Below are 25,722 nucleotides of genomic sequence, written 5' to 3'. Positions count from 1 at the left end.
TTTAAATATTTTCTTTCCACTGATGACTTGCATCGGCAAATATTTCTTTTCCCCAGATGGGAAGTTCTGATTTAATTCTTTCTACCAGTTCGTTGCAGGCTTCGATAGCAGGTTTACGGTGTTTCGAAGAGGTGAATACGAATAGACAAATCTCACCAGCTTTGATTGTACCTAAACTGTGGTGGATATGCATGCAACTGAGGGGATATTTGTCAAAAATTTCCTCTCTGATTTCGTGTATCTTATTTAATGCCAGGTCTTCAAATGCAGTATAGTCAATTGCTGAAACTATTTTTCCGTCAATCTCATCCTTTCTCACTTGTCCCATGAAAATACTATGGCCACCGATTTCGGTTTTGATATTGTGGTTGGCGATGCTTTTGGCTATAAATTCTGGTGAAACCGGGCCATCGACAAATATATTCTTGATTTTTTTTTCGCTCATACTAAAAGGTTAAAAAATGGTTTCTCCATTTAGTGATACCGCCTTTTAAACTGTATATTCTTTTTGTATCACCATATTTTTGATGCAGTTTTTCTGCTGCTGCAACACTTCTAATGCCATGTTGGCAAAGCAGAACAATGTGATCTGCCTTGATGTTCGAGGAGGCAAATCTATCAAATTCCGACATGGGAACTTGTTGGAAAGTGTTGGCATTTAGTCTGGGAAATTCATGCCGCTCCCGAACATCGATAATTAGGGTAGAATCTTTTTTACTCAGCTCCATCATCCTTTCAGCATCAATCTCGATGTAACTTTGTATCGGATTCTCAATATTATTATTCATCAATTCGGCTTCTGTTGTTACTTTTTGATATTCATCTGAAGGACTGATATTAATTTCATATTGCTCCTGACTGAGCAGGTTATAATGGAGTAATTTGTTAATTAGCGGTTTGCCAATCTTCGTAAGTAATTTAATAATTTCCCCCGCCGCCATCGTTCCGATAATTCCTGGTAGAACACCCAGAACGCCATTCTCGGCACAGTTAGGGATTTCGTTAGCGCCTGGTTGAAAAGGAAATAAGTCGCGATAGTTGGTGCTAATACCAAGTTCGTTGGCCACATTAAAAATAGCAATTTGCCCCTCAAAGCCAGAAACGGCAGCAAAAACCAATGGTTTTTTAAGCAAGACACAAGCATCGTTAATCAAGTATCTCGATTCAAAATTATCTGTTCCGTCAAAAATAAGATCATAGCCAGAAATGATTTCGGCAACGTTTGTTCGGTCAACTAAAATAGGATGGAGGATTAATTCGGTTTCTGGATTCATTTGCTGAAGCCGTTTTGCCGCAACTTCTGCTTTTGATAATCCAATATCATCCATCCCGAAAAGGACTTGCCTTTGCAGATTGGAAAGTTCCACCACATCATGATCGGCAATGCCAATGCAGCCAACACCAGCAGCTACAAGATACTGTAGCGCAGGACAGCCCAAACCACCGGCGCCGATAACCAAAACTTTCGCTTCGGTTAAGCGCTGCTGAGATTCAATGCCGAATCCACCTAGAATAATTTGCCTTTGGTATCGTTCCGTATTCATTTTTATCCTCCTGAAAATGGTGGCATAATTGCAATGCTGTCGCTGTTTTTGATCTCACTATTCTGCTGAACGAGATTTTTATTCAGCGCTAATTTGTATTTCATTCCCGCAAGCTGCGGAAAAATATTTTCCAGGTGTGTCTTCAACTCATCAGTCGTTCCACAATCAATAGTAATTTTTTGATTGCTGATAAATTCTGATATTTTTCCAAAGCTGATGATTTCTATCTCCATTTTAAATCAATCCTAAATTAAAATCACATTTATAGTTTCTCCTGCAACAAAATTTTCATGCCCTTCAGTCAATTGAATCAGGCAATTTGCCTGGGCAAAAGAACTCAATCGGTAAGATTCTTGAGCACCAAGCGGTGTGGCTTTTCCATCTTTGTAAACTCCCTTTAAAAAATGGGTTAATCCCGGTGGCTTTTGATAGGGATGTGTTAATTCCGCCTGAATTAATTTCAGACCGGTTGCTTTACTCGAAAGCTGCTTCAACGCAGGAATCACATAATTATAATAACAGTTTAATACGGAAGATGGATTTCCTGGAAGGCCAAAAACAACTTTGTCTTCCTTTTTTCCAAAGAATAGTGGCTTTCCAGGTTTCTGCTTTACTTTATGAAAAACTTGATTTACGCCACAATCTGCCGCAGCTTGAAGCACAAAATCGTAATCGCCAACACTTACACCACCAGTGAGCAAAACCACGTCATTTCTAACTAAAGATTCCTTCAAAACAGCTGTCAATGTCTCCAGAGAATCTTCAGCTTTTAAAATCTCGACATTAAAAATGCCTTCGTTCTTTAAAGCGGCGGCAAGCGAATAAGAATTTGATTCGTATACCTGGCCGAATTGCAAAGGTAAGCCTGGCTGCTGCAGCTCGTTGCCTGTAAGTATTATGGCTACACTTGGGTTGGGATAAACCATTACTTCACTCACTCCAATACCAGCTAGAAAAGCCATCGCCGCCGGGCTAAGTAAATCGCCTTTTGCCATAGCCAGCTCGCCAGTTCGGATTTCAGAACCAATTTCCCTCACGTTTGCACCCCTTACGAGCCTCTCATCATCGAATGTAATGCGATCATCTTTCCTGCTGGTTTTTTCCTGCATTACCACTGTATCTGCACCTTGGGGCAGTGGTGCGCCTGTAAATATTCTACTGGTTTTGCCTTTGGATATGATTAATTTTTGAGCAGTTCCCGCAGCCATCTCGCCAATCAAATTCAACTCTTCATGCACATCATCGAAAATGATGGCGTAACCATCCATAGAAGATTGACGAAAAGCAGGAATATCGAAAGCGGCAATGATATCTTCTGAAAGGATCTGGTTGGCAGCTTCCTGCAATGGTTTTAAAACTGGTTTAAGTGGAGAAATATGTTCTCCAATTAGCTTTTTAGCCTCTTCAACACTTATCATTTATCCCCCAATGGTTATCATGCTTCGGTTTTTTATCGCGTCAGCATCCAGGTTTTCAAAATGGGTAATCAGCTGTCCGCCCAATTCTTTTTTCTTGCTCCAAATGGAGGCAAAAATTAAAGGAAGGACATCCTCATTGTTTCTTAATGACGTTAGCAAATCAGTTTCCCCATCAGAGAATAAGCAATTTTTCAGTTTGCCATCAGCGGTTAAGCGCATGCGGTTACAGGTGCTGCAAAAAGGAGCGGTCATGGTGCTAATAATGGCAAATGACCCTTCATGACCAGGAATCATAAAGTGTTTGGCTGTATCATGGGGTGCAGATTCTACAGGCAACACGGTAAAATCTTCTTCTACAACATGCAATATTTCCTGCAGGGAAAACATTTTATTGCTTGTCCATTTATTACCTGAAAAAGGCATAAACTCGATAAATCTGATCTGAATAGGGTTGTGTTTTGTCCATTTGATAAAATCATTTATTTCACCATCATTAAGACCTTTCATCACCACCATATTTATTTTTACCGCGATTTTATGCTGTAATAATAGTTCGATATTACTTCTCACCTGGTGAAAAACATCGCGCCTGGTAATCATAAAAAACTTTTCAGGCTGTAAAGTATCGAGACTGATATTAATGGTTTTAATACCGGCTTCAATTAAAACAGGCAACATTTCCGCAATGCGGGTTCCGTTAGTGGTCATTACCAATTCTACCGGAAGTTTGCCTAATCCTTTTATAATTTCTGCAGCATCTTTACGAACGAGCGGTTCGCCGCCAGTTAAACGGATTTTTTTTACCCCTTGCGCTACGAAAAGTTCTGCCAAAGCGAGTACCTCAGCAGGTTTCATTAAACGCGATGCTGGAGTAAAATCATAATTCTCCTCTGGCATACAATAAAAGCAGCGGAAATTGCAATTATCGGTCAACGATATTCGCAAATAATCATGCACCCTTCCAAACGAATCTGCTATCATTTATTGTTAATTAAATTATTGTAATCTGCTTCAGTATCAATATCAATCTTTCCCAACTCAAATGGAATGTTAACGGTGTCATCACCATGCGTTTTTAGTAAGTTCTTAGCTCCAGTTTCACCGGTTAAATTTAGCAATTCCTTGAAGTATTTCTTGTTGAACAATGCTGGCGTGCCAGTTGTTTCAGCATAGGCACAGGTAACTATGTTTTTTAGTGTCGATTGATGAACAGAATTTAACTGTTCGAATATTTCCGCCTTGATATGTACCTGATCTGCTACTGTAAAGATAGCATTTTCAATTTTAGGTTCGATAGCTAACGCGGTTTGTAAGCCGAAAGAAATGCTTGACGACATTCCATTTTCCCACCGCTCATTTACAGCATAAAAAACCTCAGCTCCTGCAGAGCGTTGCTTTATTTCTTCGGCATAAGCACCCAATACAACCACGATCGGATGAAATTCTGTTTTTACCGATGCTGCAATTGTAATATCAATTAAAGTTTGGCCCTGGTAGGTTAAAAGCTGTTTCGGCTTTCCCAATCTGCTGGAGTTTCCTGCGGCCAAAATGATAATTGCGCTGCTCATTAACTGCTTTTGTTGTCGTAAACGTGTATTGGATTTTTCTTGTCTTTCAGCATCCCTGCAGAAGCGCCCGAAAACGTAGCTTTAATTTCTGCAATAATAGAAATCGCAATTTCTTCGGCAGTTTCCGCTCCAATATCCAGGCCAATTGGTCCATTTAATTTACTTTCCTGTTCCGGTTGATTCAGCTCCTCCAACATTCTGATCAACTTTTTCTTCGGTCCTAAGGTGCCAATGTAAGGGGCATTCGTTTGTAAGAGCAAGTTTAAAAGTGCAGTATCGTAATTGTAATTATGGGTCATCAACACAAACGCTGTTTGCCCGTCTATTTCCACTTGTGGTAAAAGGGCTTCTGGTTTGGCTACCCAAACGTGTTTCACATTCGGAAACCTTTGTTGCGAAGCGTGTGTTTGCCTGCCATCAACAACGATAATTTCCCAGCCTAAAATGTTTGCCATCTCAGCAAGCGGTTGTGCATCGTTTCCTGCGCCGGCAATAATTAACTGGATAGGAGGAGGGATAAATTCCAGAAAAGCATCAAAATCCTGCCCATCAATGGCGTAAGTTTCAAATCTCGATAACCCTAACTTTAATACATCAAAAGCATCATTTTTAATGGAACCTATAATGGCATCAGTTATTTTTTCCAGGCTATCTTTCTCCCTGAATAACATGATTGAGCCGGGCTGATTTTTGCTATCTAATGAGAACAAACTTGTAATAACACAGTTTTCCCGTCGGCTATTTGCTGCTTTTAAAATCTCAATCGGGTTTGCTTTGTCTTCGGGTGAAATGGGCTCGAAAAGAATATGAACAATGCCATTGCAGCCTAGTTGAACGCCGAATTTTGCATCATCTTCGTCGGTGGTATCGTAGGTGACCAACTTGTTTTCCTGCTGGTGAATAGCCGAAAGTGCTTTTCTGAGCGCATCGCCTTCTAAACAACCACCACTAATGGCACCCGTTAAAAATCCATCATCGGTTACCAACATTCGGGCGCCTGGGCGCCTATACGATGAACCTTCTACTTTTACAACCGTTGCCAAGGCCGACTTTTTATTTTCAGCGATGGCTTTTTGGTAAGCAGCCAGAATATCAACAATTTCTTTCATACAGGGATTTTATTCGAACCAAACCGCAAGATTGGCATAAAAATTAAATACTAGCCATATCGAATGGTAATTTTCTTATCCTTTTTCCTGTTAAATCGAAAATGGCTTCGGTTAATGCAGGAGCAAATTGGGATAAACCTGGCTTGCCAATACCACCAGCATCTACATCTTTGTCCATAATGTGAACTTCAATTGGCGGAATATCAGTAATCCTTGGCATTTGGTAATAGTAAAAATAATGTTGTTCTACCAACAGCAATCTTACAACCTTTAGGCCATTCGCCCAACAATATCGAAAGTTGAATTAAACGAATCCAAAACCAATTGTTATAAATTATATTTGCTCACTTTAGCTTACCAGGATGCCTATTAAATTTATGAAACCCAATATCATCCCCAAATTAATTCTTTCATTTTTGCTGATCTGTTCTTTTAGCCGAACCTTCGCCCAAACTACCGATGCGGTAAAGATAAGTGGGGTGCTTACTAAACCTTACACGCTAACCTCAGCTGATTTAGCGAACATGTCGAGGGTTAAAGTTTCACGGAAGGATAGTGATAGCACAAATTATGAATATTCTGGAGTGCTACTTTCTACGGTTTTGGCTAAAGGTGGGGCCACACTTGTTACAGATTTACCAAGGCAAAACTTGATAAAATATGTGATTATTGAAGCGATTGATGGTTATCAGGTCGTATTTTCTTTGGCTGAAATGGATGCAGATTTTACAGATGAAAAGATTATTTTGGCAGATACTGTGGACAATGAGCCGCTTCTTTCTACTGAAGGTCCGTTTAGAATTATTGTCGAAAACGATAAGCGGGCAGCGAGATGTATAAAACAAGTTACGAGTATAAAAATTGAGTTTGCGAAATGATCAAAATTAAATCAGTTGCCAATAAGATGATGGCTTGCATCGGCATATTACTGCTGTTTAATGCACAAATCTACGCTCAAACCATTCGCATTGCGGTAGCTGCAAATGCCCAAGCGGTGATTAAAAAATTACAGGCAGATTTTAAAAAACAGACAGGCATCAACACCGAAGTGGTTTCCGGAGCATCTGGCAAGCTAACTACTCAAATTATGAATGGGGCACCTTACGATATCTTTCTTTCTGCAGATACAGAATTCCCTGCAAAACTTTTTGCTGCAGGTTATGGAATTCAAAAACCAAAACTTTATGCACTTGGGAGTCTTATTATATGTGGAAATGTGCAAGGTGATATAAAAGACTGGCAAAAACTGGTATCGATGGGTGCGGTAAAAAAAATTGCTATTGCCAACCCAAAAACTGCACCATATGGTTATGCCGCCCGGCAATCGTTAAAATTTTATAATTTAGAGAACAAAATAAAACATAAACTGGTATTTGGAGAAAGTATCTCGCAAGTGAACACCTACCTTCAAACTGGAGTTGTTGGTTTAGGTTTTACCACCGAATCTTTCTTATATGAAAACGGATTTAAAGATAAGTTGAAATGGGCGAGGATCGATCAAAAAAGTTATAAAAATATTGAACAAGCGGTTGTTTTGCTGTCGCATGCAAAAAAATCAGGAATAAATAATGCATTAAAATTTTATGAATACCTTTCGTCAGCATCGGCCAGAAAAATTATTAAAAACAATGGTTATCATCTACCAAATTAGCCGTAAAAAATAATGGATCTGGAACCGATTTGGCTTAGTTTGAGGTTGGCTGCCATTACCACCATTTTGCTGCTTTTTATTGGAGTTCCTATTGCGTATTGGCTATCGCGGAAGCAAACTGTTCTAAAACTTATTGCGGAAGCGCTGATTACCATGCCTTTAGTGTTGCCACCATCGGTGCTTGGTTTCTATTTGCTTTTGGCTTTTAGTCCGAGTAATGCTTTTGGCGAATGGCTGCAGGCGCATTTCGATTTACAACTGGTCTTTTCATTTAAAGGGTTGGTCATTGCTTCCATTATTTATAGTCTTCCTTTTATGGTCAGTCCGATAAAGGCAGCTTTTTCTCATCTGCCAAAATCTATGGCAGAGGCTTCTTACATCATGGGGAAATCTAAAACGCAGACTTTTTTTAAGGTGCTTCTGCCTAACATTAAAGCCTCTATTTTTACAGCTGTGGTATTGACTTTTGCGCATACATTGGGAGAGTTTGGTGTGGTATTAATGATAGGTGGAAACATCCCCGGGCAAACGAAAGTAGCGTCGATAGCGATTTACGATGCAGTGGAAACCATGGATTATGTATCAGCCAACGCTTATGCTCTTATTTTATTTGCCATCACTTTCATCATCGTAGTAGGCGTTTTTATCATCAATAGAAATGCAGTTAAAAGCCCATTCGAATGATAGAACTAGATATAAAAAAAAAAATAGGTAGTGGTTCGGCCAGTTTGGCACTTCAGGTGAAAACTTCTTTCCAATCAAATTCAGTCACCAGAATTTTAGGCCCTTCTGGAGCTGGAAAATCGACATTGTTAAAAATTATTGCTGGGCTTATCTTGCCAGATAAGGGGACAATTAAGTTTGAAAATACAATTTGGTTCGATAGTGAAACGAAATACAATAAAAAAGTGCAGGAGCGCCAGGTGGGCTTCGTTTTTCAAGATTATGCACTTTTCCCGAACATGACGGTTGAACAGCACCTGAGCTATGGCACAACGGATTTAAATTATATCCGCGAATTGCTGGAAATGGGTGAGTTGGATCAACTTACACATCGGAATCCGAAACAACTTTCAGGTGGCCAACAGCAGCGCCTTGCTATTTTGCGAGCGCTATCTACCAAGCCTAAATTATTGTTGATGGATGAACCTTTTTCTGCACTTGATGCTGCCCTCAAAAACCGGATGATGAAAAGCCTGAAACTGATATTTGAGGAGCAAAAAACCACTGTAATCATGGTGACGCATCAAGATAATGAATGGGCGAGTGCCGATAATCAGATCTTTAACTTGGAAAGTAGGGGAAATTAAGAAGTCGATTTTAAGTTGTAGTTGTTCCCAGCTGTTAACCACTACAACTTAAAATACTACTGCGTTTTAAACAGCTGAAATATTTTGGTAGCTTGTATTCAAATTAATATTTGCTTTCTCGGCAGCCTCAATTGGCGCATAATCTGAAAGGATTAAAGCTTTGCCTTTCTTCACGCAGACATCATGCTCAAAATGAACGGATGGTTTACCATCTTTAGTTCTCACGGTCCAGCCATCTTTTTCGATGTAAACATCTTTTTTGCCCATGTTAATCATCGGCTCAATGGCCATAACCAAGTTTTCTTTAAGCATTAAACCCGAACCTCGTTTGCCATAATTAGGCACTTGAGGATCTTCGTGCATGCTTTTGCCCAACCCGTGGCCAACAAAATCTCTCACTACACCATAACCTTGCTTCTCGTTGTGATTTTGAATAGCATAACCGATATCACCCAAACGTTTACCTGCCACGGCTTCGTTAATACCAATAAAGAGCGATTCCTTTGTTGTTCTTACCAAATCCAGGATGTCCTGACTTGCTTCACCAATTACAAAAGTATAAGCATGATCGCCATGGTATTCGTTCTTGATAACACCTACGTCAACTGAAATAATATCACCGTCTTTTAGGGTTTCTGTACCTGGGAAACCATGCACCACAACATCATTAACTGAAGTAATAATATGATGTGGGAAACCGCTATAGTTGTAAAATGAAGGCACTGCGCCATGATCAAGTATAAATTGATTGGCAAGTTTATCAATTTCAATGGTCTGCAATCCGGGACGTAATATTTTAGCGATTTCGGAAAGGGTTTCGCTTACTAAAAGTGCACTGATTTGCATCAGCTCCACTTGTTCATCAGTTTTGTAAAAAATCATTGCTGCAAAATTACGAATAAGTTTTTTAAATGCTTATAGTATTTACAGCGTTACAAATTTTACCCCTAAACTTACCCAACGGGATGGAAGGGGAATGGCTCCAATTTCGAAATACTGGGTGTCAAAAATATTTTGTGCATCCATGTAAATGGTGAATTTATTAATGGATTGACTCAATCTGAAATCATTAATCCAGTAAGATGGCCCGGTTATCCGCTGATTAAATCGCGTTGCCAAAAGCACAGAAAAATTATGATACTTGAAATCTACAGTATTGGTAACCTGATGCTTTAGCGCCGACAATTGATATTTTGAAGCCAGCACTTGCGCCATGTTTTTAAACTTCGAATCTAAATAAGAGTAGGCCAAACTAAAATTAAAGCTGGATTGGTCATGTAAAGCTAAATGATAATTAGAGCGGAAATTAATCCCTCTGGTAGCCATTGTGCCCACATTATTGGCCTGAAAAGGTTCGGTGGCTACGAGTCTTGTCCAATCGATAAATTTATCTATGTTCCTATAAAAAAAGCTGGAGTTGAAGGTGAAATTGCGCTGCAGAAATTTAAATCCCGCTTCGCTTTGAAACGCATTTTCGGGCTGTACATCGGGGTTGCCAATGTTTCCTGGTCGTTGGTTAAGGTATAAATCGGTAAAAGAAGGAATCCGCTGACTAGTGCCGAGATTGCCAATTATTTTCAGTGCGCTACCAATGGTATAACTTGCATCTATCCCTGGATAAATTTGCCACTTATAGGAAGAATTGTAATTAACGTAGGCACCGGCATTTACATCCAGCTTTTCGAAGAAACTAGTGCGATACTGGGTATAAAAGCCTGCGTTTTCACGGCGGTGATTACCAATATTTGATGAGTTGATGTTTTCGCTTCTCACTTCGGCACCGAAACCTAGTTCGCCAGTATTGGTTTTATATGTGCTGGTTACTTCTGCTGCGAATGAATTGGTAGCATGTTTACTTACTCCGGCATTCGGATTTACATTGCCAAAATAACGGTAATCATCAAAATTATACCGGTAGCTTAAGCGTGGCAGCAAAGTCCATCGGGTAGATAAAATGTGTTTAGATTGGATTGATGCTAACGTAGTTTGAACCTTTTCTGTTGAGTTTCTATCGCCTGGAGCGGCATAGAAACCGTTGGCACCAAATTCATTTTCGGTATAACCTGCTACGGCAATAATTTCATTAGCAGCGTCAATCTGAAAATTTCCCTGATAAAGCAATTTCGTGTTTTCGAATTGGGTATTGAAACGATAGCCATTGCTTTTATCGTAACCGCCGAATAGAGAATGCTGCTGCTTCGCTTTGCTCAATACGCCACCCAACTGAACTCCGTTGTTATAAAAAGTTTTTCCAGTGCCTTCCGTATTTTTTTCAAAGTTCGATCCGGCATGTACATCTGCCAGAACACCAGAATGTGTTGGCTTTTTGGTGATGATATTAATCGCTCCGGTTAGGCTGTTTATGCCATAGATTCTGGCGGCAGGACCTCTGATAATCTCTATCCTTTCAATTGCTTCTACCGGAATCGGCAGGTTAAGCATGTTGTGTGCCGTTTGGCTATCAATAATTTTGGTTCCGTTTAATAACACAATGGTTTGTTCAAAACTTCCACCATCAATACTAATATCTGCCTGACCGCCGAAAGGTCCGCGTTGCCTTAAATCTACACCATTGGCATATTGTAGCAGTTCCTGGATGCTGCGGCCGGGCAATTTGGCAACCATGGTTTGATCAATGATATAAACATTTCTGTTCTGTTTTGAGATTGGGGTTTTAAAACCATTCTCATTAATGACAACATCATCAATCTTAATTACAGTATCTTGTTTTGGTTGTGCATATAACTCTGCACTGAAGAGTAGCAGTAACGCAAAATAAAGTCTTTTCACTTGGCTAATTTTCTTCCAAAAGTAGTATCTTGCCGTACCACTAAAGTATGCCAGTTTAAATAAAATGGATAGTCCGGTTCAAATTCCTTTTAAAAGTTTTATACAGCTCGATTCAAAAAGCCCAACAGCTATTTATTTACAAATCGTTTTTGAGTTTATTAAAGCTATACAGCTCGGTTTTCTTCCGGAGGGAACGAAATTGCCCGGCAGCAGAATTTTGTGTAAGCTATTGGGTGTAAATAGAAATACGCTCATCAAAGCTTTCGATGATTTAGAATCGCAAGGGTTTATAAAAATTTCGGCGAGTAAGGGTACCTTTATACTATCGAGTCAGAAGCAGGTTGTTAAGAAAGATGGGATTGGTTCTTTGCAAAATGAGCTCCCGGTCCCTGTTCATTTTGAATTTAAGAAATCAAATATTCTGGATAATCCAGTTGAGGGAAGTGATTTATCCCTTCAATTTAATGATGGGTTGCCTGACGCCAGGCTTGTGCATACGGATGTACTGGCCCGGTTGTATGTTTCAAAATTAAAGAGAAACAGAAATAAAGGCGTTTGGGAACAACTGCAAACACAAGCGCACCTGAATTTTAAAGCGCAGTTCTGCAATTACTTAAACCTAACCCGCGGGTTAAAAATAGCACCATTGAATCTGCTCACCACCACAAATCATGAAATCAGCTTATTTCTCGTACTAAAATTATTGATAAATGCTGGCGATAAAGTTGTTGTTGCTTCACCAGGCTATTACTTTTCCAATATGAGCATACTGGATAGCGGAGCTCGAATTGTTTCCGTTTCAATAGATGAGGAGGGGATTGATGTGATCAATCTTCGTGAATTATGCAAAACACATCAAATTAGGGTACTTTACCTCACCTCCGTAAATCTTTATCCTACAACTATTTCTTTAAGCGCAAAGCGAAGGATAGAAATATTGGAGCTGGCTAAAGAATACGGTTTTATCATCATTGAAGATGATTACGATTTCGAATTTCATTTTGATAATAATACTGTGCTTCCGCTAGCCGCTATTGATACTTATAAGAGTGTGGTTTATATTGGCTCGTTTGCAAAGTCTCTTCCGGCAGGTTTTGGTTATGGATTTGTGTCGGCACCACCAGATTTCATCAAAGAATTGGAAAAACATCAACGTATATTAGCATCCGGTGTTGACGTAATTAAAGAACAGGTACTTACCGAATGGATTGAAGAAGGGGAAGTTCATCGCCTGGCGAAGAAAAATAAAAAAATATATAAAGAGCGCAGGGATTATTTTGTTGAGCTACTTCATCTTAACCTGGAAGGATTGATTAAATTTCAGGTTCCTAACCAGGGCTTGGCGGTTTGGATAGAATGGCTGCCCAGTTTTAGTTTAATAAAGTTCCAAAAAAAATGTCTGGATGACGGATTGTTTCTGCCTAAAACAACGTTGTATCAAAATAAAAAATTAATTGCTACCCGCCTGGGCTTTGGCAGTTTGAATGAACAAGAGATGGAAAATGCTGTGGAAATTTTGCAAAAATCTATTGCTGAAGTATTGATAGAAATTAGATAATATTTTATAATTCATCGATAGTATTGTACAGTTAAAATTTAGGAGCCTTCTTTAAATTTGGGGTTAGTTAAAATTTATTAGAGAATATTAATCTCATTTGTAAAAAAAATGATGCGAATATTCGAGATCAAATTCATAACCGTATTTTTGACGTTTATGACATTTTATTGAACTTTTTACAACTAACCAATATAAATCCATGAGCAAAAATTTACATAACAATCCTTTGTTTAAGACACTCGGTATTCTCGGTGTAATAGGAGGAATGGTTACGCTACCTATCCTGTCTTTTGCGGTAGCACCGCCAAAACCATTGGTATCCATCTCAAAAAGTAAGCTAACGAAAGTGGTTCCGGTAAGAGGAACCGTTGTGGACGCTAAAGGTGGACCACTACCTGGCGTAGTGGTAAAAGTTAAGGGAGGCGGTGCCGCGGTTGCTACAGATGCAGACGGAAGGTTTACGCTAAATCTCGAGACCGGAAATGAAACCTTGGTTTTAAGTTTGGTTGGCTTTAAGTCGACTGAATTTCCGGTAAATGGAAAGACAGAGGTTAAAATTGTGATGAGCGAGGATATTGCGAATCTCGAGGATGTTGTGGTAGTGGGCTACGGAACGGTTAAGAAGAAAGATTTAACAGGTGCGGTATCCAGCATTAAAAGTGAAGATATTACGATTAGTCCAGTTAGCAATGCAGTAGAGGCTATGCAGGGAAGGATTGCAGGTCTGGATATCCAGCGTACAAGTGGAAGTGCCGGTTCTACACCTACTATTTTATTGAGGGGTAACCGCTCAATTGCACAAGTAGCTGGGGCCTTGCCCGGGGCATCGTCTGATCCCCTTTATGTTATCGATGGGATTATAGGGAACATTAATAGTTTAAATCCTAACGATATTGAAACGATTGACGTTTTGAAGGATGCATCCTCTACCGCTATTTATGGTGTGGCAGGAGCAAACGGCGTTATCATTATTACGACAAAAAAAGCAAAAGCGGGGAAAGTTCAGGTTGATATTGACAGTTATTATGGTGTAAATGGTTTTGCAAAATACCCAGAGCCATTAACTGGCGATGCGTATGTACAGTATGTTAGGGATCGGTATTTTGCCGGCAATGGGCGGTTTCCTAATAATCTTGCAGATGCAGGTATTCCTGCCGCAGGGATAACGGCCATTAACGAAGGCCAGTGGGTAAATTGGGTTGATGAAACGCTGCAAACAGGTTCACAACAAAATCACCACATTTCAGTGAGGGGTGGAAGTGAGAAAACACAGGCTTATCTGTCATTGGGCTACATTGGCGAAAAAGGGATTTACAAAGGCGATCAGTCTACCATTTTAAATGCCCGTTCGGGGGTTGATGTTGCTTTTTCGAAGTTTTTCAAAGCCGGCGTGCAAGTTACAGCCAATCTTCGTAACGGCGATCAAACCAATAGCAGAATTAATAAAGCTTTCGGGATTTATCCTTTAGGTACAGCATACACCGCCGATGGAAGTGTAAACTTATTCCCGTTAACAAACGTTTCATTGGTAAGTCCAATAGCTAATTATGCACCAGGCGTTTTTGCTAACAATAACAAAAATCTTTTCTTACAGCTTAACCCATATGTAGAATTTAAACCGACAGAGAATTTAACCATTCGTTCCAATCTTGGGGTAACACTTTCTTCCGACCGCCGGGGTACATTTGCAAATGAAAACTCTTATAATTTAGCGTCAGAAAATAGAAACGTTAAAGAAGCCAGTTATGCAACAAACCTAAATTACGGCTACCTTTGGGAGAATATCGTTACTTATAATTATGCGATCAATAAGGATCATCAGTTTACCTTCACAGGCATTACATCTATGGCTGATAATAGAACTGAAACCTCTACGCTATCTGGAAACGGACTTGATTTTGATGAATATCTCTACTATAATTTAGGTGCGGCAACTACCATAACAGGTAGAGGTACCGGCTACCTTCAAAGTAATCGCCTTTCCTTTGCCGGAAGGATCAATTACAATTTCAAAGGAAAATATTTGTTGCAGTTATCAAATCGTTGGGATGGTGTTTCCCAGTTGATTGATAAATGGTCTTCGTTTCCTTCCGCTTCTGTCGCCTGGAGAATTAGCGATGAGAAATTTATGGAATCTACTAAAGACTGGTTAAGCAATTTAAAGCTAAGAGCAGGTTATGGAGTAGCGGGAAATCCAAGCATTCAACCCTACCAAAACAGCACTTTGGTAGCTGCAAGAACTAACGATTATAACCTCTCACTTGGTGGTTCGTCAGCACTTCCTATATATGTGTTAAATAGGGCTTTAGGAAGTCCGAACCTTACCTGGGAGCGCTCTTATAATTTCAATTTGGGTTTAGATTTTACATTATTTAACGGGCGCCTGGATGTGAGCAGTGAATGGTTCAAAACTAAATCAAAAGGCGTTTTGTTTGCTCAAAACATGCCGCCAACTGCCGGTGGTTATGATGCAAAAACGCAGTATTATGTTTTTGCAAACATAGGTGAAACTAAAAATGATGGTGTTGAACTAACGATCAACAGCAGAAACATCGATACCAAAAACTTTAAATGGAACAGTACCTTAACATTTACCAGGGCCACGGAAGAGTTAACAAAAATTGATTTAGGCACTTCTGGCTCGGTAAGTAATTTAATTACCAACCGCTTATTTGTTGGCGATGCTTTGCCGCAAAGCATTCTTTATGGTTACAAAAAAATTGGTATCTGGCAGCTGGGAGAAGAAACGGAAGCTGCAAAGTATGGCGCCCGTCCCGGTGATATTAAACTGCAAACTGTTCCCCGCTTAGATGCTAATGGGGTATCGGATAATGGTGTTCACCCATACTCTGCAAACGATAGAATGATTGTTGGAAGAAACATTCCTGATTTTAATATTGGTTTCCAGAATACGTTTGCCTACAAGGGCTTCGATTTAACTGTATTTATGGTAATGCGTTACGGACAAATGATTGACGCACAATTATTGGGTTATTATAACAGCATCACACAACCAGCATTTTATAACTATTGGACACCGACTAACCCAACCAACGATTATCCTCAACCAACCATTGGTGGTACAACCAATAATATCAATACACTTTATCAATCAGCTTTATCTTATGTAGATGGTTCATACTTCAAGGTTAAAAACATCACCTTAGGATATGCCTTGCCTGATAAGTTTATTAAGAAAGTTGGTTTGAGCAGATTAAGAGTTTACGGAACGGCTTATAACACTCTGATTTTTGCAAAGAGCGCCTTGCTTAAAAACATAGATCCCGAAACGGGAGGAAATGATAGTTTTCCTTTGTACAAACAAATTGTTTTTGGCTTAAACGCTTCATTTTAATTTTTAAAATTTTCAATAATGAAAAATCTACATAAAATTTCGTTGGGGGCAGTTTTGTTAATTGCACTTACCAGTACATCTTGCAAAAAATATATTGAAGAATATAATCCAGGGGGTACCACACTCGAAACAGCGTACACAAATAAACCTGGTTATGAAGGTCTGATTAACTCGTGCTACACAGACATGTACTATTTCTATGGAAAGGTTGATTTTATAGGTCCATCCGAAATGGGTACTGATCTCTGGGTTAATTATGGGGCAAACGATAGTGGTTTTTTACTCTACGACAATAACCTGAATACACAAACCGGAACCCTAAGAACAATTTGGGGAGGCTTATATTCCACCATCAACTTATGTAACACCGCAATTGATTATAGCACTAAAGTAAATGGTTATTCAAGTTCTGCAGAGCTAAATGCCAAGGTTGCTGAAGCTCATTTTATGCGGGCATGGGCTTATTTTAATCTTGTTGAACAGTTTGGTGGGGTGGCTATGCCAACCACTTCCTCTGCTTTGAGTGGTATAGATTTGGCACCTAAAAGAACTGATGAAAAAGCTTTTTACGATTTAATTATCTCTGATTTAAAGGTTGCTACAGAAAACCTGCCCGTTACTCAAAGTTTGCGAGGACGCGTAGCTAAAAAAGCAGCTTATGCTATGCTTGCCAAAGTTTATTTACAGCGTACCCGCCTGGGTGAAAAGGAACAATATGCAAAGCTGGCGTTAGAAACTGCAGAAGAGCTAATTAATAACCCAGCAAAATATAACTGTGCATTGTATACCAGTGATGCCAATCGCTCCGGTTTCGCAAAAGCTTTTGATAACAGAAATAATAAAGCCAATACCGAGTTTTTGTTTATAGAAGCCATAGATGCTACATCTGGACTCAATCCGGAAGGATATAACAGAGGAAGAACAAGGCAATATTACTTGCCTGATTTAGGCGGGCGTGGTGCTGAATGGGGAACTATTGAGACCACTGTTTTGTATGGTCGTTCCAACTCAAAACAATATAAACCAACCAAATATTTGCTAACCAATATTTTCGACCCAAGGGAAAATACGCCAGATACCAGATTTGCGAATACTTTCACTTACAAGTTCTATGCGAGTGTAGATAAGGTAATTACACAGCAAATGATCACAAGCTATCAAAAAGATCAGTCGATTTTGGGTAAAATTATTTTGAGTACGAGAGCGGCTTATAGTGGCCCAGATTATTTTCTTCCTTCGGGGAATACTTTTGAAGAAGAGAAAAATATGACCACCGATGCAGGCCTTGCTGTTTTTACTCCCAATTGGACGATTGCAAGTGAAGTTAAGAAGAAGATTCCAGCTTTGGTAGTGGATCCTTCTGATCTTTTTGATCCGGCAACCAATAACTATAAACTCCCTGCTGCTTATCCTAATGAACCGAGCTTGATTAATATATTCCCTGCCTTGAAAAAATTCTCAGGAAAATATTTTGCTTATACCAACCAGTATTGGATGGGAGATTTCCCAATTATTCGTTTAAGTGAGGTTTATCTTATTGCCGCAGAAGCGGCTATCTTAGCTAATAACGATGTTTTGAAAGCGTCTAATTATGTAAATGTGATTCGTAAACGTGCTGCGGTTACTGGTCGTGAAAGCGAAATGCTGGCTACACCAGCAGAAATGAATGTGGCTTACATTTTAAAAGAACGCGGCAGAGAATTGGCTGGTGAGCATACCCGCTGGATTGATTTGAAAAGAACCGGAAACTTATCAACTGCTTACTTTCAGCAAACCAACCCTATTATTGCCCCTAACTTCGATCCGAAGAAACACACAGTAAGGCCGATTCCACAATATTTTTTAGATGCCATTACTAATGCTGCCGAGTTCGGTAACAACGGTTACTAGTTAACAAATACATCTGAATAGGTTAGGGCCGTCTCAAATTTTGGGGCGGCTTTTTTTGTGCGTTTCCATCTTAATTTTTTAGTCAATCGTTTGCGCAGTGTTTAATTTAGTTTTTTTAAGGTTTAGCCTTATTTTAGTAAAAGTTTATTCTTTCGTATGAAATTAAAATCCCTTGCTTCCTTAGCTTTTGCTCTTTTTAGCTTAATTGTTTTTCCTAAAGTCGGAAATGCAAATGACTACCGTATTTTTTGCAATGCTTCCAACGCAAAATTCAATGCTGAAGAAGTACTGAGTGTGAAACAAATAAATACTACAACAGTTGAAATATTACTTTCCAACAAAGCGTGTTTAACCATCGATTTTTACGGAGAAAATATATTTCGGTTATTTCAAGATCAGGACGGTGGTTTTATAAGAAATCCCGAAGCCAAACCTGCTGCAGAAATTTTGGTACAAAACCCAAGGAAACCCATCATTAAACTTTCAATAAAGGATGATGGAAATTACATCGAGATCAATACTTTAAAAATTTCTGTCCAGATTAATAAAAAGACCACCTTATTGAGGGTGACTAATTTGGAAATGAATTCAATTGTACTCGAACAAGCTGCCCCCATATTGCTGAAGGATAATGTAGCTAACATTTCATTTAAAGAGAATGCAGACGAATACTTTTATGGCGGAGGTGTACAGAATGGACGCTTTTCGCATAAAGGAAAAGCCATTTCAATCGAAAATCAAAACAGCTGGACAGACGGTGGTGTAGCCTCACCAACGCCATTTTATTGGTCAACCAAAGGTTATGGCTTAATGTGGTACACTTTTTCCAAAGGCAAATATGATTTTGGAGCGAAAGAAAAAGGAACGGTTTCAATACAGCACGAAACGAATTATTTAGACTTGTTTGTGATGGTGAATATTGGTGCCAAAGCACTTTTAAACGATTTTTATCAATTAACCGGTAACCCAATTTTGTTGCCAAAGTTTGGTTTTTATGAGGGACATTTAAACGCATACAATCGCGATTTTTGGAAAGAAGATGATAAAGGAATTCTTTTTGAAGATGGTAAAAGATATAAGGAGAGTCAAAAAGATAACGGTGGGATGAGAGAATCTTTAAACGGTGAAAAAAACAATTATCAGTTTTCTGCCCGTGCTGTAATTGATCGTTATGAAAGCCATGATATGCCATTTGGTTGGATTTTGCCTAACGATGGTTATGGTGCTGGTTACGGCCGAACAGAAAGCTTAGAAGGGAATGTTAAGAATTTAAAAGATTTAGGGGATTATGCCCGTAAAAAGGGAGTAGAAATTGGTCTTTGGACGCAATCTGATCTACATCCGAAGGAAGGAATTAGTCCCTTGCTACAACGCGACATTATCCGTGAGGTAAGAGATGCCGGTGTTCGGGTTTTAAAAACTGATGTGGCTTGGGTAGGTGCGGGTTATTCTTTTGGGTTAAATGGGGTAGCGGATGTAGCTGCAACCATGCCTTATTACGGAAATAACGATCGCCCGTTTATCATCTCGCTTGATGGTTGGGCAGGTACACAACGGTATGCTTCCATATGGTCGGGCGATCAAACGGGTGGAGCTTGGGAATATATTCGCTTCCATATCCCCACTTACATCGGTTCGGGGCTTTCCGGGCAGCCAAACATTACCTCGGATATGGACGGCATTTTTGGAGGAAAAAACAGCGCCGTAAATACAAGAGATTTTCAATGGAAAACCTTTACACCGATGCAGTTGAATATGGATGGTTGGGGATCGAATGAAAAATATCCTCATGCTTTTGGTGAACCCATTACTTCCATTAACCGCAATTATTTAAAACTTAAATCCGAGTTGTTACCTTATAGTTATAGTATCGCTAAAGAAGCAGTTGATGGGCTGCCAATTGTTAGAGCGATGTTTTTGGGATATCCAGGTAGTTATGCCAATGGAATTTCAACACAATATCAATTTATGTATGGACCAAATTTTTTGGTAGCACCAATTTATCAGGAAACTAAAGTGGATAAAGACGGAAACGATATTAGAAATGGCATTTATTTGCCGAAAGGAATTTGGATCGATTATTTTTCAGGTAACCAATATCAAGGCGACCGTATTATTAATAATTTTGATTCGCCGCTTTGGAAAGTACCTGTTTTTGTTAGGGCTGGAGCGATTATTCCACTTACTGCCGCCAACAATAATGTAAAGCAGATTGAAAACAATGCCCGTATTTATGAAATTTATCCTCATGCAAAAAGTTCATTTACCGAATATGACGATGATGGAACCACCGAGGCATACAAATTGGGTAGAGGAGTAATAACGTTGATCGAATCCAACGTTGAGCAAGATAAAGCTATAATCAATGTTCAAGCTACAAAAGGTGAATTTGATGGCTTTGTTCCACAGAAAACAACAGAATTTCGAATTAATGTAACTGCCGAACCAAAACGGGTTTCTGCAAAAGTGGGCAACCAAAAAGTAAAATTGAGCCAGGTTTTATCAAAAGAGGAATTTGTTAAACAGAACAATGTGTTCTTTTACGATGAGAAGCCAAATTTCAACCGATTTAGCACCAAGGGCTCCCCGTTTGAAAAGATAGCAATAACAAAAAATCCGCAGGTATTGGTGAAAGTGGCCGCAACCGATGTCACCAAAAATAGCGTTGAGCTTACCATTGATGGTTTTAAATCGGATTTAGTTGATCAGCAACTAAACTTGACTGGGAAACTCAACGAAGCACATAACTTTAAATTAAACAAAGACGATAACGGGGCTTTCAGCTTTAAACCACGTTGGGATAAAGTTGCGAACGCCGATTATTACGAGATAAAGTTTAGTGATATGCTGTATTCAACAATAACAGATACCACTCTTCTTTTTGAAAACTTATCTCCAGAAACCAATTATTCATTGCAATTGAGAGCCGTAAATAAAGACGGTGTATCAGATTGGACAGCATTAAAAATTACGACTGAAGCCAATCCGTTGCAATTTGCTATTAAAGGAATTGGTGCAAAAACTTCGGCAGAAAACCAGGGTGGTGAGGGCATAATTAAGTTGTTTGATTTCGATGAGTCGAGTATGTGGCATACTAAGTGGGGCGTTAAGTCAGATCCTTTTGAGATGATAATCGATTTAAAGGGGGAGAATACACTCGATCGGTTAGCCTATTTGCCTCGTCAGGGTGGTGGAAATGGAACTTTATTAAAAGGAAAAGTATTTTATAGTAACAATAAAGAAAATTGGACACTAACGAACGAGTTTGACTGGAAAAACAATGGAACTGAAAAAGTAGTCGAATTTAAAAGTAACCCCATCGCGAGGTACTTAAAACTTGACATCGAAAAAGGTGCGGGCGGCTTTGGGTCTGGTCGAGAAATGTACGTATTTAGGGTTGCAGGAAGCGAAGCGTCGATAGCGGGTGATATCAATAACGACAAAATTATCGACCGTAACGATTTAACATCCTACACTAATTATACTGGACTAAGAAAAGGCGATGCTGATTTTGAAGGTTACATTAGCAAAGGCGATATCAACAAAAATGGTGTGATAGATGCATTTGATATTTCGAATGTGGCTACACAATTGGATGGTGGCGTAAGGGAATCAGCGAAAACTGGCCTGGCTGGAACCTTGGTTTTAAGTACACCAAAATCAACATTTGAAAAAGACCAGGTTGTTGAGGTAACCGTGAAAGGTATTGCCCTAAAAGACGTAAATGCTTTAAGTTTTTCTTTGCCGTATAATGCAGCAGATTATGAATATTTAGGTTCAAATGCTGATGGAATTAAATCAATGGAAAATTTAACTTACGATCGTTTACATTCTGACGGAACTAAAGTACTCTATCCAACATTTGTGAACATCGGTAACAAGGAAGTGCTTTCAGGAGAGGGTGTTTTATTTGTTTTAAGGTTGAGAGCCAAACGTAAACTAATATTTAATTTAAAAATGGTAAATGGAATTTTAGTTGATAAAGCACTAGGCTCAAAAAAATTATAGGTATTGCTATTAAATAAGATTAAGTGAAATTCTGGGCTTAAAAAAGCTAGGCCTTTCCATTATCACTTTTGGTAAAAAGGATATCGCTAAAAATTAATTAAGCAGGAAGCGAGATAAAAATGGTGGTTCCTTGCTCCAATATCGAGTCGACTTTAATGCTGCCCTGCAGTTTGGCTACCAGGCTACTTACTGCATCTAGCCCAAAGCCATTGCCCTTTCGGTTAAACCGATCATTGCCTTGGGCGGTAAAGCCTTCGCGGAAGATATTCTGAAGGTTCTCGGGTGAAATTCCTCTGCCATTATCTTTCACAGATAATACATATTGATCATCCTCTAAACAACAAGAAACCTGGATTTGTGGCTTATTTTTATCATTATAGCGAATGGCATTGCTCAATAAGTTAAGCATAATTTGTTCCATTGCAATTTTCGATGTTTTGATGCTTACGCTTTCGGGAATGGTAATTTCGAAATCTTGAGGCACATTCAACATCGGAATTAAATTTTCCAAAAGGAAACGAAAATCAACATCTTCTTGCCTAGCTAACAAGGTTGATGGTGCTTTCGAATAATCAAGCATGTCATCAACGTACGTTACCAAATTCCTGGCAGAGCGCAAGGCAATTTGAATCAGTCGCACTGCTTTTTCATCGCCCTGTGTATCGAATTTTTTTCTTAAAGATTCTGCAGATAAAATAATGCTGGATAAGGGATTTTTAATGTCGTGAGCTACCCGCTGTGCAAATTTTTCTATAAAAAGATTCGCTTCACTCAAGGCGGCGTTGGCCAGCTCCAACTCTTTAACCTTCCTTCTTAATTCTAACTGGTGCTGTGCCTGTTTGGCAAGAATTTTCAATGCAGCAATCTGACTATCCGTTAATCCTTTTTCCTGATGGTCGATCACGCATAAAGTTCCTAAAGCAAAACCCTCAGGATTAATTAGTGGTACGCCAGCATAAAAAATAATTTCCGGATGTCCAGTAACCAAAGGATTTTGCGCAAAGCGAGTATCCTTCAGTGCATTATTAACAATCATAATATCGCCATTGCCAGCAATAGAATGAGAGCAAAAAGCAACTTCTCTCGAAGTTTGAGTGAGTTCCGTACCGAAGTTTGATTTAAACCACTGTGTCTTGTCATCCAAAATGGTAACCAAAGCAATTGGCGTTTGGCAAATTTCGGCTGCCAGCTTGGTTAAATCATCGAAATCTTGTTCCTGCCCACCTCCTAAAATATGATAAGAACCCAGCGCATCTAATCTCTCGGTCTCGTTGTTTGGTAAAGGATGAATGGTCATATAATGCTTTATAATTTCTAGCGCCTAAAGGTAAACTAAATAAAGCAGCATTTGTTTGAGTCGCTACTAATTTGACTTACGAGCTATAGTGAAAATGTATGGCCTACGTACTTAAATTTAAGTTGTTGAACACCTTTTCAGCTTTTAAGCCAGTTTTTAGACATTATTTTCTCTTTAACGATTTTAACTAATTAAGAACACATTAGGATTTCAACTACACAGCTATAGATCAATCATCAGCTTTATCCTCAAATTCAGCCTGTTTATTTTACATATTGTTTTAAAAATACCTGGGGATTATAAAAGCGATCATTTAGTTGTGTATTATTAAACGTAAGCCAGCTTGCGCAACCGTAATCATCAAACTTTTTGCGTATTTCTAAATGAAGATGATGGTAGTCGCCACCATACTTTTTGCTTTCGTCTTTTGTAAATAATCGAGCTAATTTGGTTTTTTCATCTACCTGTTGCCCGTTGCTCACATAAACTTCTTTTAAGTGTTTATAGCTGGTAAACATGGTTTTCCCGTCTTTCAAAGTATGCCTCACCACCACCGTTTTTTGGTTTTCGCCTAAATGAACGGAACAAACTACGCCATTGGCCATGGCATAAACCGGAATTAATTTTGTTGTAGGTTTTACCGGATTAATATCAATAGCAGTATGAATATGGCCTTTGTAATAACTATCTCGATGATCGCCGAAAATGCTAATGATCTTAATGTTGCTAATCTTTTTACGATCGCTTACATCAAACGGTAAGAACCAGTTTTCAGCATTTTTTTGAGGTTTGATATCGAAGTAATAAGGCTTCCATCTTTCTCTGTCTTTTTCAATAGTTGGTGTTTCGAACATTGAAAACGTGAAAAGGAAGAAAAGTAATAACTTCATCTGTTTTATAATTTTATAACAAGATAATATTAAACGGTTAAATATATGCGTACGATGAGTGGTTTCATCTATTTGAGCTCTTTTTAAGCTCAATCACGGTGATCTCCGGCCAGATTCCAATTCTGCCCGAAAAACCTAAAAAGCCAAAGCCCCTGTTCACATTTAAATATCGTCCGTTTTCAAATTTTATGCCTCCCCAATGTTTATAACGATATTTAACCGGGCTCCATTTAATGCCAAACGCTTCAATACCGAATTGCATCCCGTGAGTATGGCCAGCCAATGCCAGTTGAATTTTTGATGGATTATTCTTCACCTGTGCGTCCCAGTGCGACGGATCATGAGAAAGCAACACCTTAAAATCATTCATATTTGTGCCAGCCAAAGCCTTAGCTAAATCGCCACGTTCCCCAAATCCAAGTCCCCAGTTTTCGATACCCGCAAGAATAATTTTCTCCCCACTTTTGGTTAATTCTACATGTTCATCCAATAGTAGTTTAAATCCAAGTTCGGCATGATAGCTTTTTAATTGCTGTAAATTTTTAATCTTATCGGCTTCTGATGGCCATTTGATATAGTCTCCATAATCATGATTGCCCAAAACGGAAAATTGGCCGAATGGCGCTTTTATTTGCGAAAAATGGCCAATATAGGGTACGATTTCCGAAGCAGAATTATTTACCAAATCGCCAGTGAAAACAAACAGGTCACTTTTTTGCGCATTAATCAAGTCGATACCTTTTTGTACTTGCTTTGGTTTAGTAAAGCTTCCCGCATGAATGTCGGAGATTTGCGTAATGGTAAATCCATCAAAACTGTCCGGTAAGTCATCGAAATAAAAGCTGTGTTTGATCACTCTGTAGGCATATTTGCCTCTCGTAATTCCAAAAATGAACAATATAACGGTAAGGCAGAACATCACAAAGGCAAAATCTACCCAATAGATGCTTCGCCCCAACACCTGAAATCCATCTGGTTGAAAGTTTGAGGATATGGAAAGAACCAACCGAAATAAATCTCCAACGAGTAGAAAAAAAGCAAAAACTACTTCCGCGGTAAACACAATTAAAAATGCATGCGTAATAATTTGGAAAAATTTACTCATTCCATTTGTCCGCATTTGTGTAATCGCGAAAAATAGGGCAACTGTTAATCCAATAATGAATACCCAAAAAAATGGAGCAAGTAAGGAAGATTGGTTGAGCGTGCCAAAGCCCGAAAGCACATAAGAATTAAGCGCAAAAAATAGAACAATTACGGCCAGTATGGGTAAGAAATTAATCTTTCGTTTCATAAAAAAAAATGAAGTATGGATGTAAAAATAGATTTTAAAC

21 protein-coding genes are annotated in these 25,722 nt (G+C 39.0%); 8 read left to right on the top strand and 13 right to left on the bottom strand.

Annotation, left to right across the window (positions count from 1 at the left end; genetic code table 11):
- Window position 1 precedes the first annotated feature (1 nt).
- Genes OQZ33_RS03700 through OQZ33_RS03665 form a run of 8 tightly spaced genes read right to left on the bottom strand, consistent with a single transcriptional unit; the run spans window position 2 to window position 5,859 of the window.
- Window positions 2–445: a molybdenum cofactor biosynthesis protein MoaE gene (locus OQZ33_RS03700; protein ID WP_265797709.1), complete on the bottom strand. Its 444-nt coding sequence runs from the start codon at window positions 443–445 to the stop codon at window positions 2–4.
- 1 nt (window position 446) lies between these two features.
- Window positions 447–1,544: a HesA/MoeB/ThiF family protein gene (locus tag OQZ33_RS03695; protein ID WP_265797708.1), complete on the bottom strand. Its 1,098-nt coding sequence runs from the start codon at window positions 1,542–1,544 to the stop codon at window positions 447–449.
- Window positions 1,545–1,546: 2 nt separating this feature from the next.
- On the bottom strand, window positions 1,547–1,777 hold the full coding sequence (locus OQZ33_RS03690) for a MoaD/ThiS family protein (RefSeq protein ID WP_265797707.1): 231 nt from the start codon (window positions 1,775–1,777) through the stop codon (window positions 1,547–1,549).
- A gap of 12 nt (window positions 1,778–1,789) precedes the next feature.
- Window positions 1,790–2,962, bottom strand: coding sequence for a gephyrin-like molybdotransferase Glp (gene glp, locus OQZ33_RS03685; protein ID WP_265797705.1), 1,173 nt, complete (start codon window positions 2,960–2,962; stop codon window positions 1,790–1,792).
- Entirely contained in the window at window positions 2,963–3,943 is a 981-nt protein-coding gene (gene moaA / locus OQZ33_RS03680; protein ID WP_265797704.1) for a GTP 3',8-cyclase MoaA, read from the bottom strand.
- A complete protein-coding gene (locus OQZ33_RS03675; protein WP_265797702.1) occupies window positions 3,940–4,530 on the bottom strand; it encodes a nucleotidyltransferase family protein in 591 nt (196 codons plus the stop codon). Before OQZ33_RS03675 ends, moaA begins: the two co-directional genes overlap by 4 nt.
- Complete coding sequence (locus OQZ33_RS03670; protein ID WP_265797701.1) at window positions 4,530–5,639, bottom strand: XdhC family protein; 1,110 nt, start codon at window positions 5,637–5,639, stop codon at window positions 4,530–4,532. The genes OQZ33_RS03675 and OQZ33_RS03670 overlap by 1 nt, the downstream gene beginning before the upstream one ends.
- Window positions 5,640–5,682: 43 nt before the next feature.
- A complete protein-coding gene (locus OQZ33_RS03665) occupies window positions 5,683–5,859 on the bottom strand; it encodes a hypothetical protein (RefSeq protein ID WP_265797700.1) in 177 nt (58 codons plus the stop codon).
- Between the two features lie 157 nt (window positions 5,860–6,016).
- On the opposite strand from OQZ33_RS03665, the gene OQZ33_RS03660 reads away from it, so the two are divergent.
- Genes OQZ33_RS03660 through OQZ33_RS03645 form a run of 4 tightly spaced genes read left to right on the top strand, consistent with a single transcriptional unit; the run spans window position 6,017 to window position 8,600 of the window.
- Window positions 6,017–6,517 (top strand): molybdopterin-dependent oxidoreductase, encoded by a 501-nt coding sequence (locus OQZ33_RS03660; protein ID WP_265797699.1) that lies wholly within the window; start codon window positions 6,017–6,019, stop codon window positions 6,515–6,517.
- Window positions 6,514–7,290 carry a molybdate ABC transporter substrate-binding protein gene (gene modA, locus OQZ33_RS03655; RefSeq protein WP_265797698.1) on the top strand — a complete coding sequence of 259 codons (777 nt, stop codon included), beginning with the start codon at window positions 6,514–6,516 and terminating at the stop codon, window positions 7,288–7,290. The genes OQZ33_RS03660 and modA overlap by 4 nt, the downstream gene beginning before the upstream one ends.
- 12 nt (window positions 7,291–7,302) lie before the next feature.
- A complete protein-coding gene (gene modB / locus OQZ33_RS03650; protein ID WP_265797697.1) occupies window positions 7,303–7,974 on the top strand; it encodes a molybdate ABC transporter permease subunit in 672 nt (223 codons plus the stop codon).
- On the top strand, window positions 7,971–8,600 hold the full coding sequence (locus tag OQZ33_RS03645) for a sulfate/molybdate ABC transporter ATP-binding protein (protein ID WP_265797696.1): 630 nt from the start codon (window positions 7,971–7,973) through the stop codon (window positions 8,598–8,600). Before modB ends, OQZ33_RS03645 begins: the two co-directional genes overlap by 4 nt.
- Window positions 8,601–8,666: 66 nt before the next feature.
- On the opposite strand, the gene map is transcribed toward OQZ33_RS03645, so the two are convergent.
- Window positions 8,667–9,482 carry a type I methionyl aminopeptidase gene (gene map / locus OQZ33_RS03640; protein ID WP_265797695.1) on the bottom strand — a complete coding sequence of 272 codons (816 nt, stop codon included), beginning with the start codon at window positions 9,480–9,482 and terminating at the stop codon, window positions 8,667–8,669.
- A 42-nt stretch (window positions 9,483–9,524) separates the two neighbouring features.
- Window positions 9,525–11,390 (bottom strand): TonB-dependent receptor plug domain-containing protein, encoded by a 1,866-nt coding sequence (locus OQZ33_RS03635; protein ID WP_265797694.1) that lies wholly within the window; start codon window positions 11,388–11,390, stop codon window positions 9,525–9,527.
- 64 nt (window positions 11,391–11,454) lie between these two features.
- Here OQZ33_RS03635 and OQZ33_RS03630 point away from each other — a divergent pair, with 64 nt between their 5' ends.
- The 4 genes from OQZ33_RS03630 (at window position 11,455) to OQZ33_RS03615 (ending at window position 22,201) form a co-directional block, all read left to right on the top strand.
- Window positions 11,455–12,948 carry a PLP-dependent aminotransferase family protein gene (locus OQZ33_RS03630; RefSeq protein WP_265797693.1) on the top strand — a complete coding sequence of 498 codons (1,494 nt, stop codon included), beginning with the start codon at window positions 11,455–11,457 and terminating at the stop codon, window positions 12,946–12,948.
- 199 nt (window positions 12,949–13,147) lie between these two features.
- Window positions 13,148–16,303 carry a SusC/RagA family TonB-linked outer membrane protein gene (locus OQZ33_RS03625; protein WP_265797692.1) on the top strand — a complete coding sequence of 1,052 codons (3,156 nt, stop codon included), beginning with the start codon at window positions 13,148–13,150 and terminating at the stop codon, window positions 16,301–16,303.
- Window positions 16,304–16,321: 18 nt separating this feature from the next.
- Entirely contained in the window at window positions 16,322–18,193 is a 1,872-nt protein-coding gene (locus tag OQZ33_RS03620; protein ID WP_265797691.1) for a RagB/SusD family nutrient uptake outer membrane protein, read from the top strand.
- Between the two features lie 156 nt (window positions 18,194–18,349).
- Window positions 18,350–22,201 carry a TIM-barrel domain-containing protein gene (locus OQZ33_RS03615; protein WP_265797690.1) on the top strand — a complete coding sequence of 1,284 codons (3,852 nt, stop codon included), beginning with the start codon at window positions 18,350–18,352 and terminating at the stop codon, window positions 22,199–22,201.
- Window positions 22,202–22,298: 97 nt separating this feature from the next.
- On the opposite strand, the gene OQZ33_RS03610 is transcribed toward OQZ33_RS03615, so the two are convergent.
- The 3 genes from OQZ33_RS03610 to OQZ33_RS03600 form a co-directional block, all read right to left on the bottom strand.
- Window positions 22,299–23,498 carry a GAF domain-containing sensor histidine kinase gene (locus tag OQZ33_RS03610; RefSeq protein WP_265797689.1) on the bottom strand — a complete coding sequence of 400 codons (1,200 nt, stop codon included), beginning with the start codon at window positions 23,496–23,498 and terminating at the stop codon, window positions 22,299–22,301.
- Window positions 23,499–23,761: 263 nt separating this feature from the next.
- Complete coding sequence (locus OQZ33_RS03605; protein ID WP_265797688.1) at window positions 23,762–24,388, bottom strand: M23 family metallopeptidase; 627 nt, start codon at window positions 24,386–24,388, stop codon at window positions 23,762–23,764.
- A gap of 64 nt (window positions 24,389–24,452) precedes the next feature.
- Window positions 24,453–25,682 (bottom strand): metallophosphoesterase, encoded by a 1,230-nt coding sequence (locus OQZ33_RS03600; protein WP_265797687.1) that lies wholly within the window; start codon window positions 25,680–25,682, stop codon window positions 24,453–24,455.
- Window positions 25,683–25,722 lie beyond the last annotated feature (40 nt).

Origin of the sequence: Pedobacter sp. MC2016-05, from assembly GCF_026239735.1 — a bacterium.
Taxonomy (GTDB): Bacteria; Bacteroidota; Bacteroidia; order Sphingobacteriales; family Sphingobacteriaceae; genus Pedobacter.
Note: the sequence above shows the minus strand (reverse complement) of the source record. Positions and strands in the feature narration are given on the sequence as shown.

Bases quoted from the DNA above. Each gene is read 5' to 3' on its own strand.
- moaA (WP_265797704.1), bottom strand. From the start codon at position 3,943: ATGATAGCAGATTCGTTTGGAAGGGTGCATGATTATTTGCGAATATCG.
- OQZ33_RS03695 (WP_265797708.1), bottom strand. From the start codon at position 1,544: ATGAATACGGAACGATACCAAAGGCAAATTATTCTAGGTGGATTCGGC.
- OQZ33_RS03645 (WP_265797696.1), top strand. From the start codon at position 7,971: ATGATAGAACTAGATATAAAAAAAAAAATAGGTAGTGGTTCGGCCAGT.
- OQZ33_RS03615 (WP_265797690.1), top strand. From the start codon at position 18,350: ATGAAATTAAAATCCCTTGCTTCCTTAGCTTTTGCTCTTTTTAGCTTA.
- OQZ33_RS03600 (WP_265797687.1), bottom strand. From the start codon at position 25,682: ATGAAACGAAAGATTAATTTCTTACCCATACTGGCCGTAATTGTTCTA.
- modB (WP_265797697.1), top strand. From the start codon at position 7,303: ATGGATCTGGAACCGATTTGGCTTAGTTTGAGGTTGGCTGCCATTACC.
- map (WP_265797695.1), bottom strand. From the start codon at position 9,482: ATGATTTTTTACAAAACTGATGAACAAGTGGAGCTGATGCAAATCAGT.
- OQZ33_RS03630 (WP_265797693.1), top strand. From the start codon at position 11,455: ATGGATAGTCCGGTTCAAATTCCTTTTAAAAGTTTTATACAGCTCGAT.
- OQZ33_RS03610 (WP_265797689.1), bottom strand. From the start codon at position 23,498: ATGACCATTCATCCTTTACCAAACAACGAGACCGAGAGATTAGATGCG.
- OQZ33_RS03665 (WP_265797700.1), bottom strand. From the start codon at position 5,859: ATGCCAAGGATTACTGATATTCCGCCAATTGAAGTTCACATTATGGAC.
- OQZ33_RS03675 (WP_265797702.1), bottom strand. From the start codon at position 4,530: ATGAGCAGCGCAATTATCATTTTGGCCGCAGGAAACTCCAGCAGATTG.
- OQZ33_RS03670 (WP_265797701.1), bottom strand. From the start codon at position 5,639: ATGAAAGAAATTGTTGATATTCTGGCTGCTTACCAAAAAGCCATCGCT.
- OQZ33_RS03620 (WP_265797691.1), top strand. From the start codon at position 16,322: ATGAAAAATCTACATAAAATTTCGTTGGGGGCAGTTTTGTTAATTGCA.
- OQZ33_RS03690 (WP_265797707.1), bottom strand. From the start codon at position 1,777: ATGGAGATAGAAATCATCAGCTTTGGAAAAATATCAGAATTTATCAGC.
- glp (WP_265797705.1), bottom strand. From the start codon at position 2,962: ATGATAAGTGTTGAAGAGGCTAAAAAGCTAATTGGAGAACATATTTCT.
- modA (WP_265797698.1), top strand. From the start codon at position 6,514: ATGATCAAAATTAAATCAGTTGCCAATAAGATGATGGCTTGCATCGGC.
- OQZ33_RS03605 (WP_265797688.1), bottom strand. From the start codon at position 24,388: ATGAAGTTATTACTTTTCTTCCTTTTCACGTTTTCAATGTTCGAAACA.
- OQZ33_RS03660 (WP_265797699.1), top strand. From the start codon at position 6,017: ATGAAACCCAATATCATCCCCAAATTAATTCTTTCATTTTTGCTGATC.
- OQZ33_RS03625 (WP_265797692.1), top strand. From the start codon at position 13,148: ATGAGCAAAAATTTACATAACAATCCTTTGTTTAAGACACTCGGTATT.
- OQZ33_RS03700 (WP_265797709.1), bottom strand. From the start codon at position 445: ATGAGCGAAAAAAAAATCAAGAATATATTTGTCGATGGCCCGGTTTCA.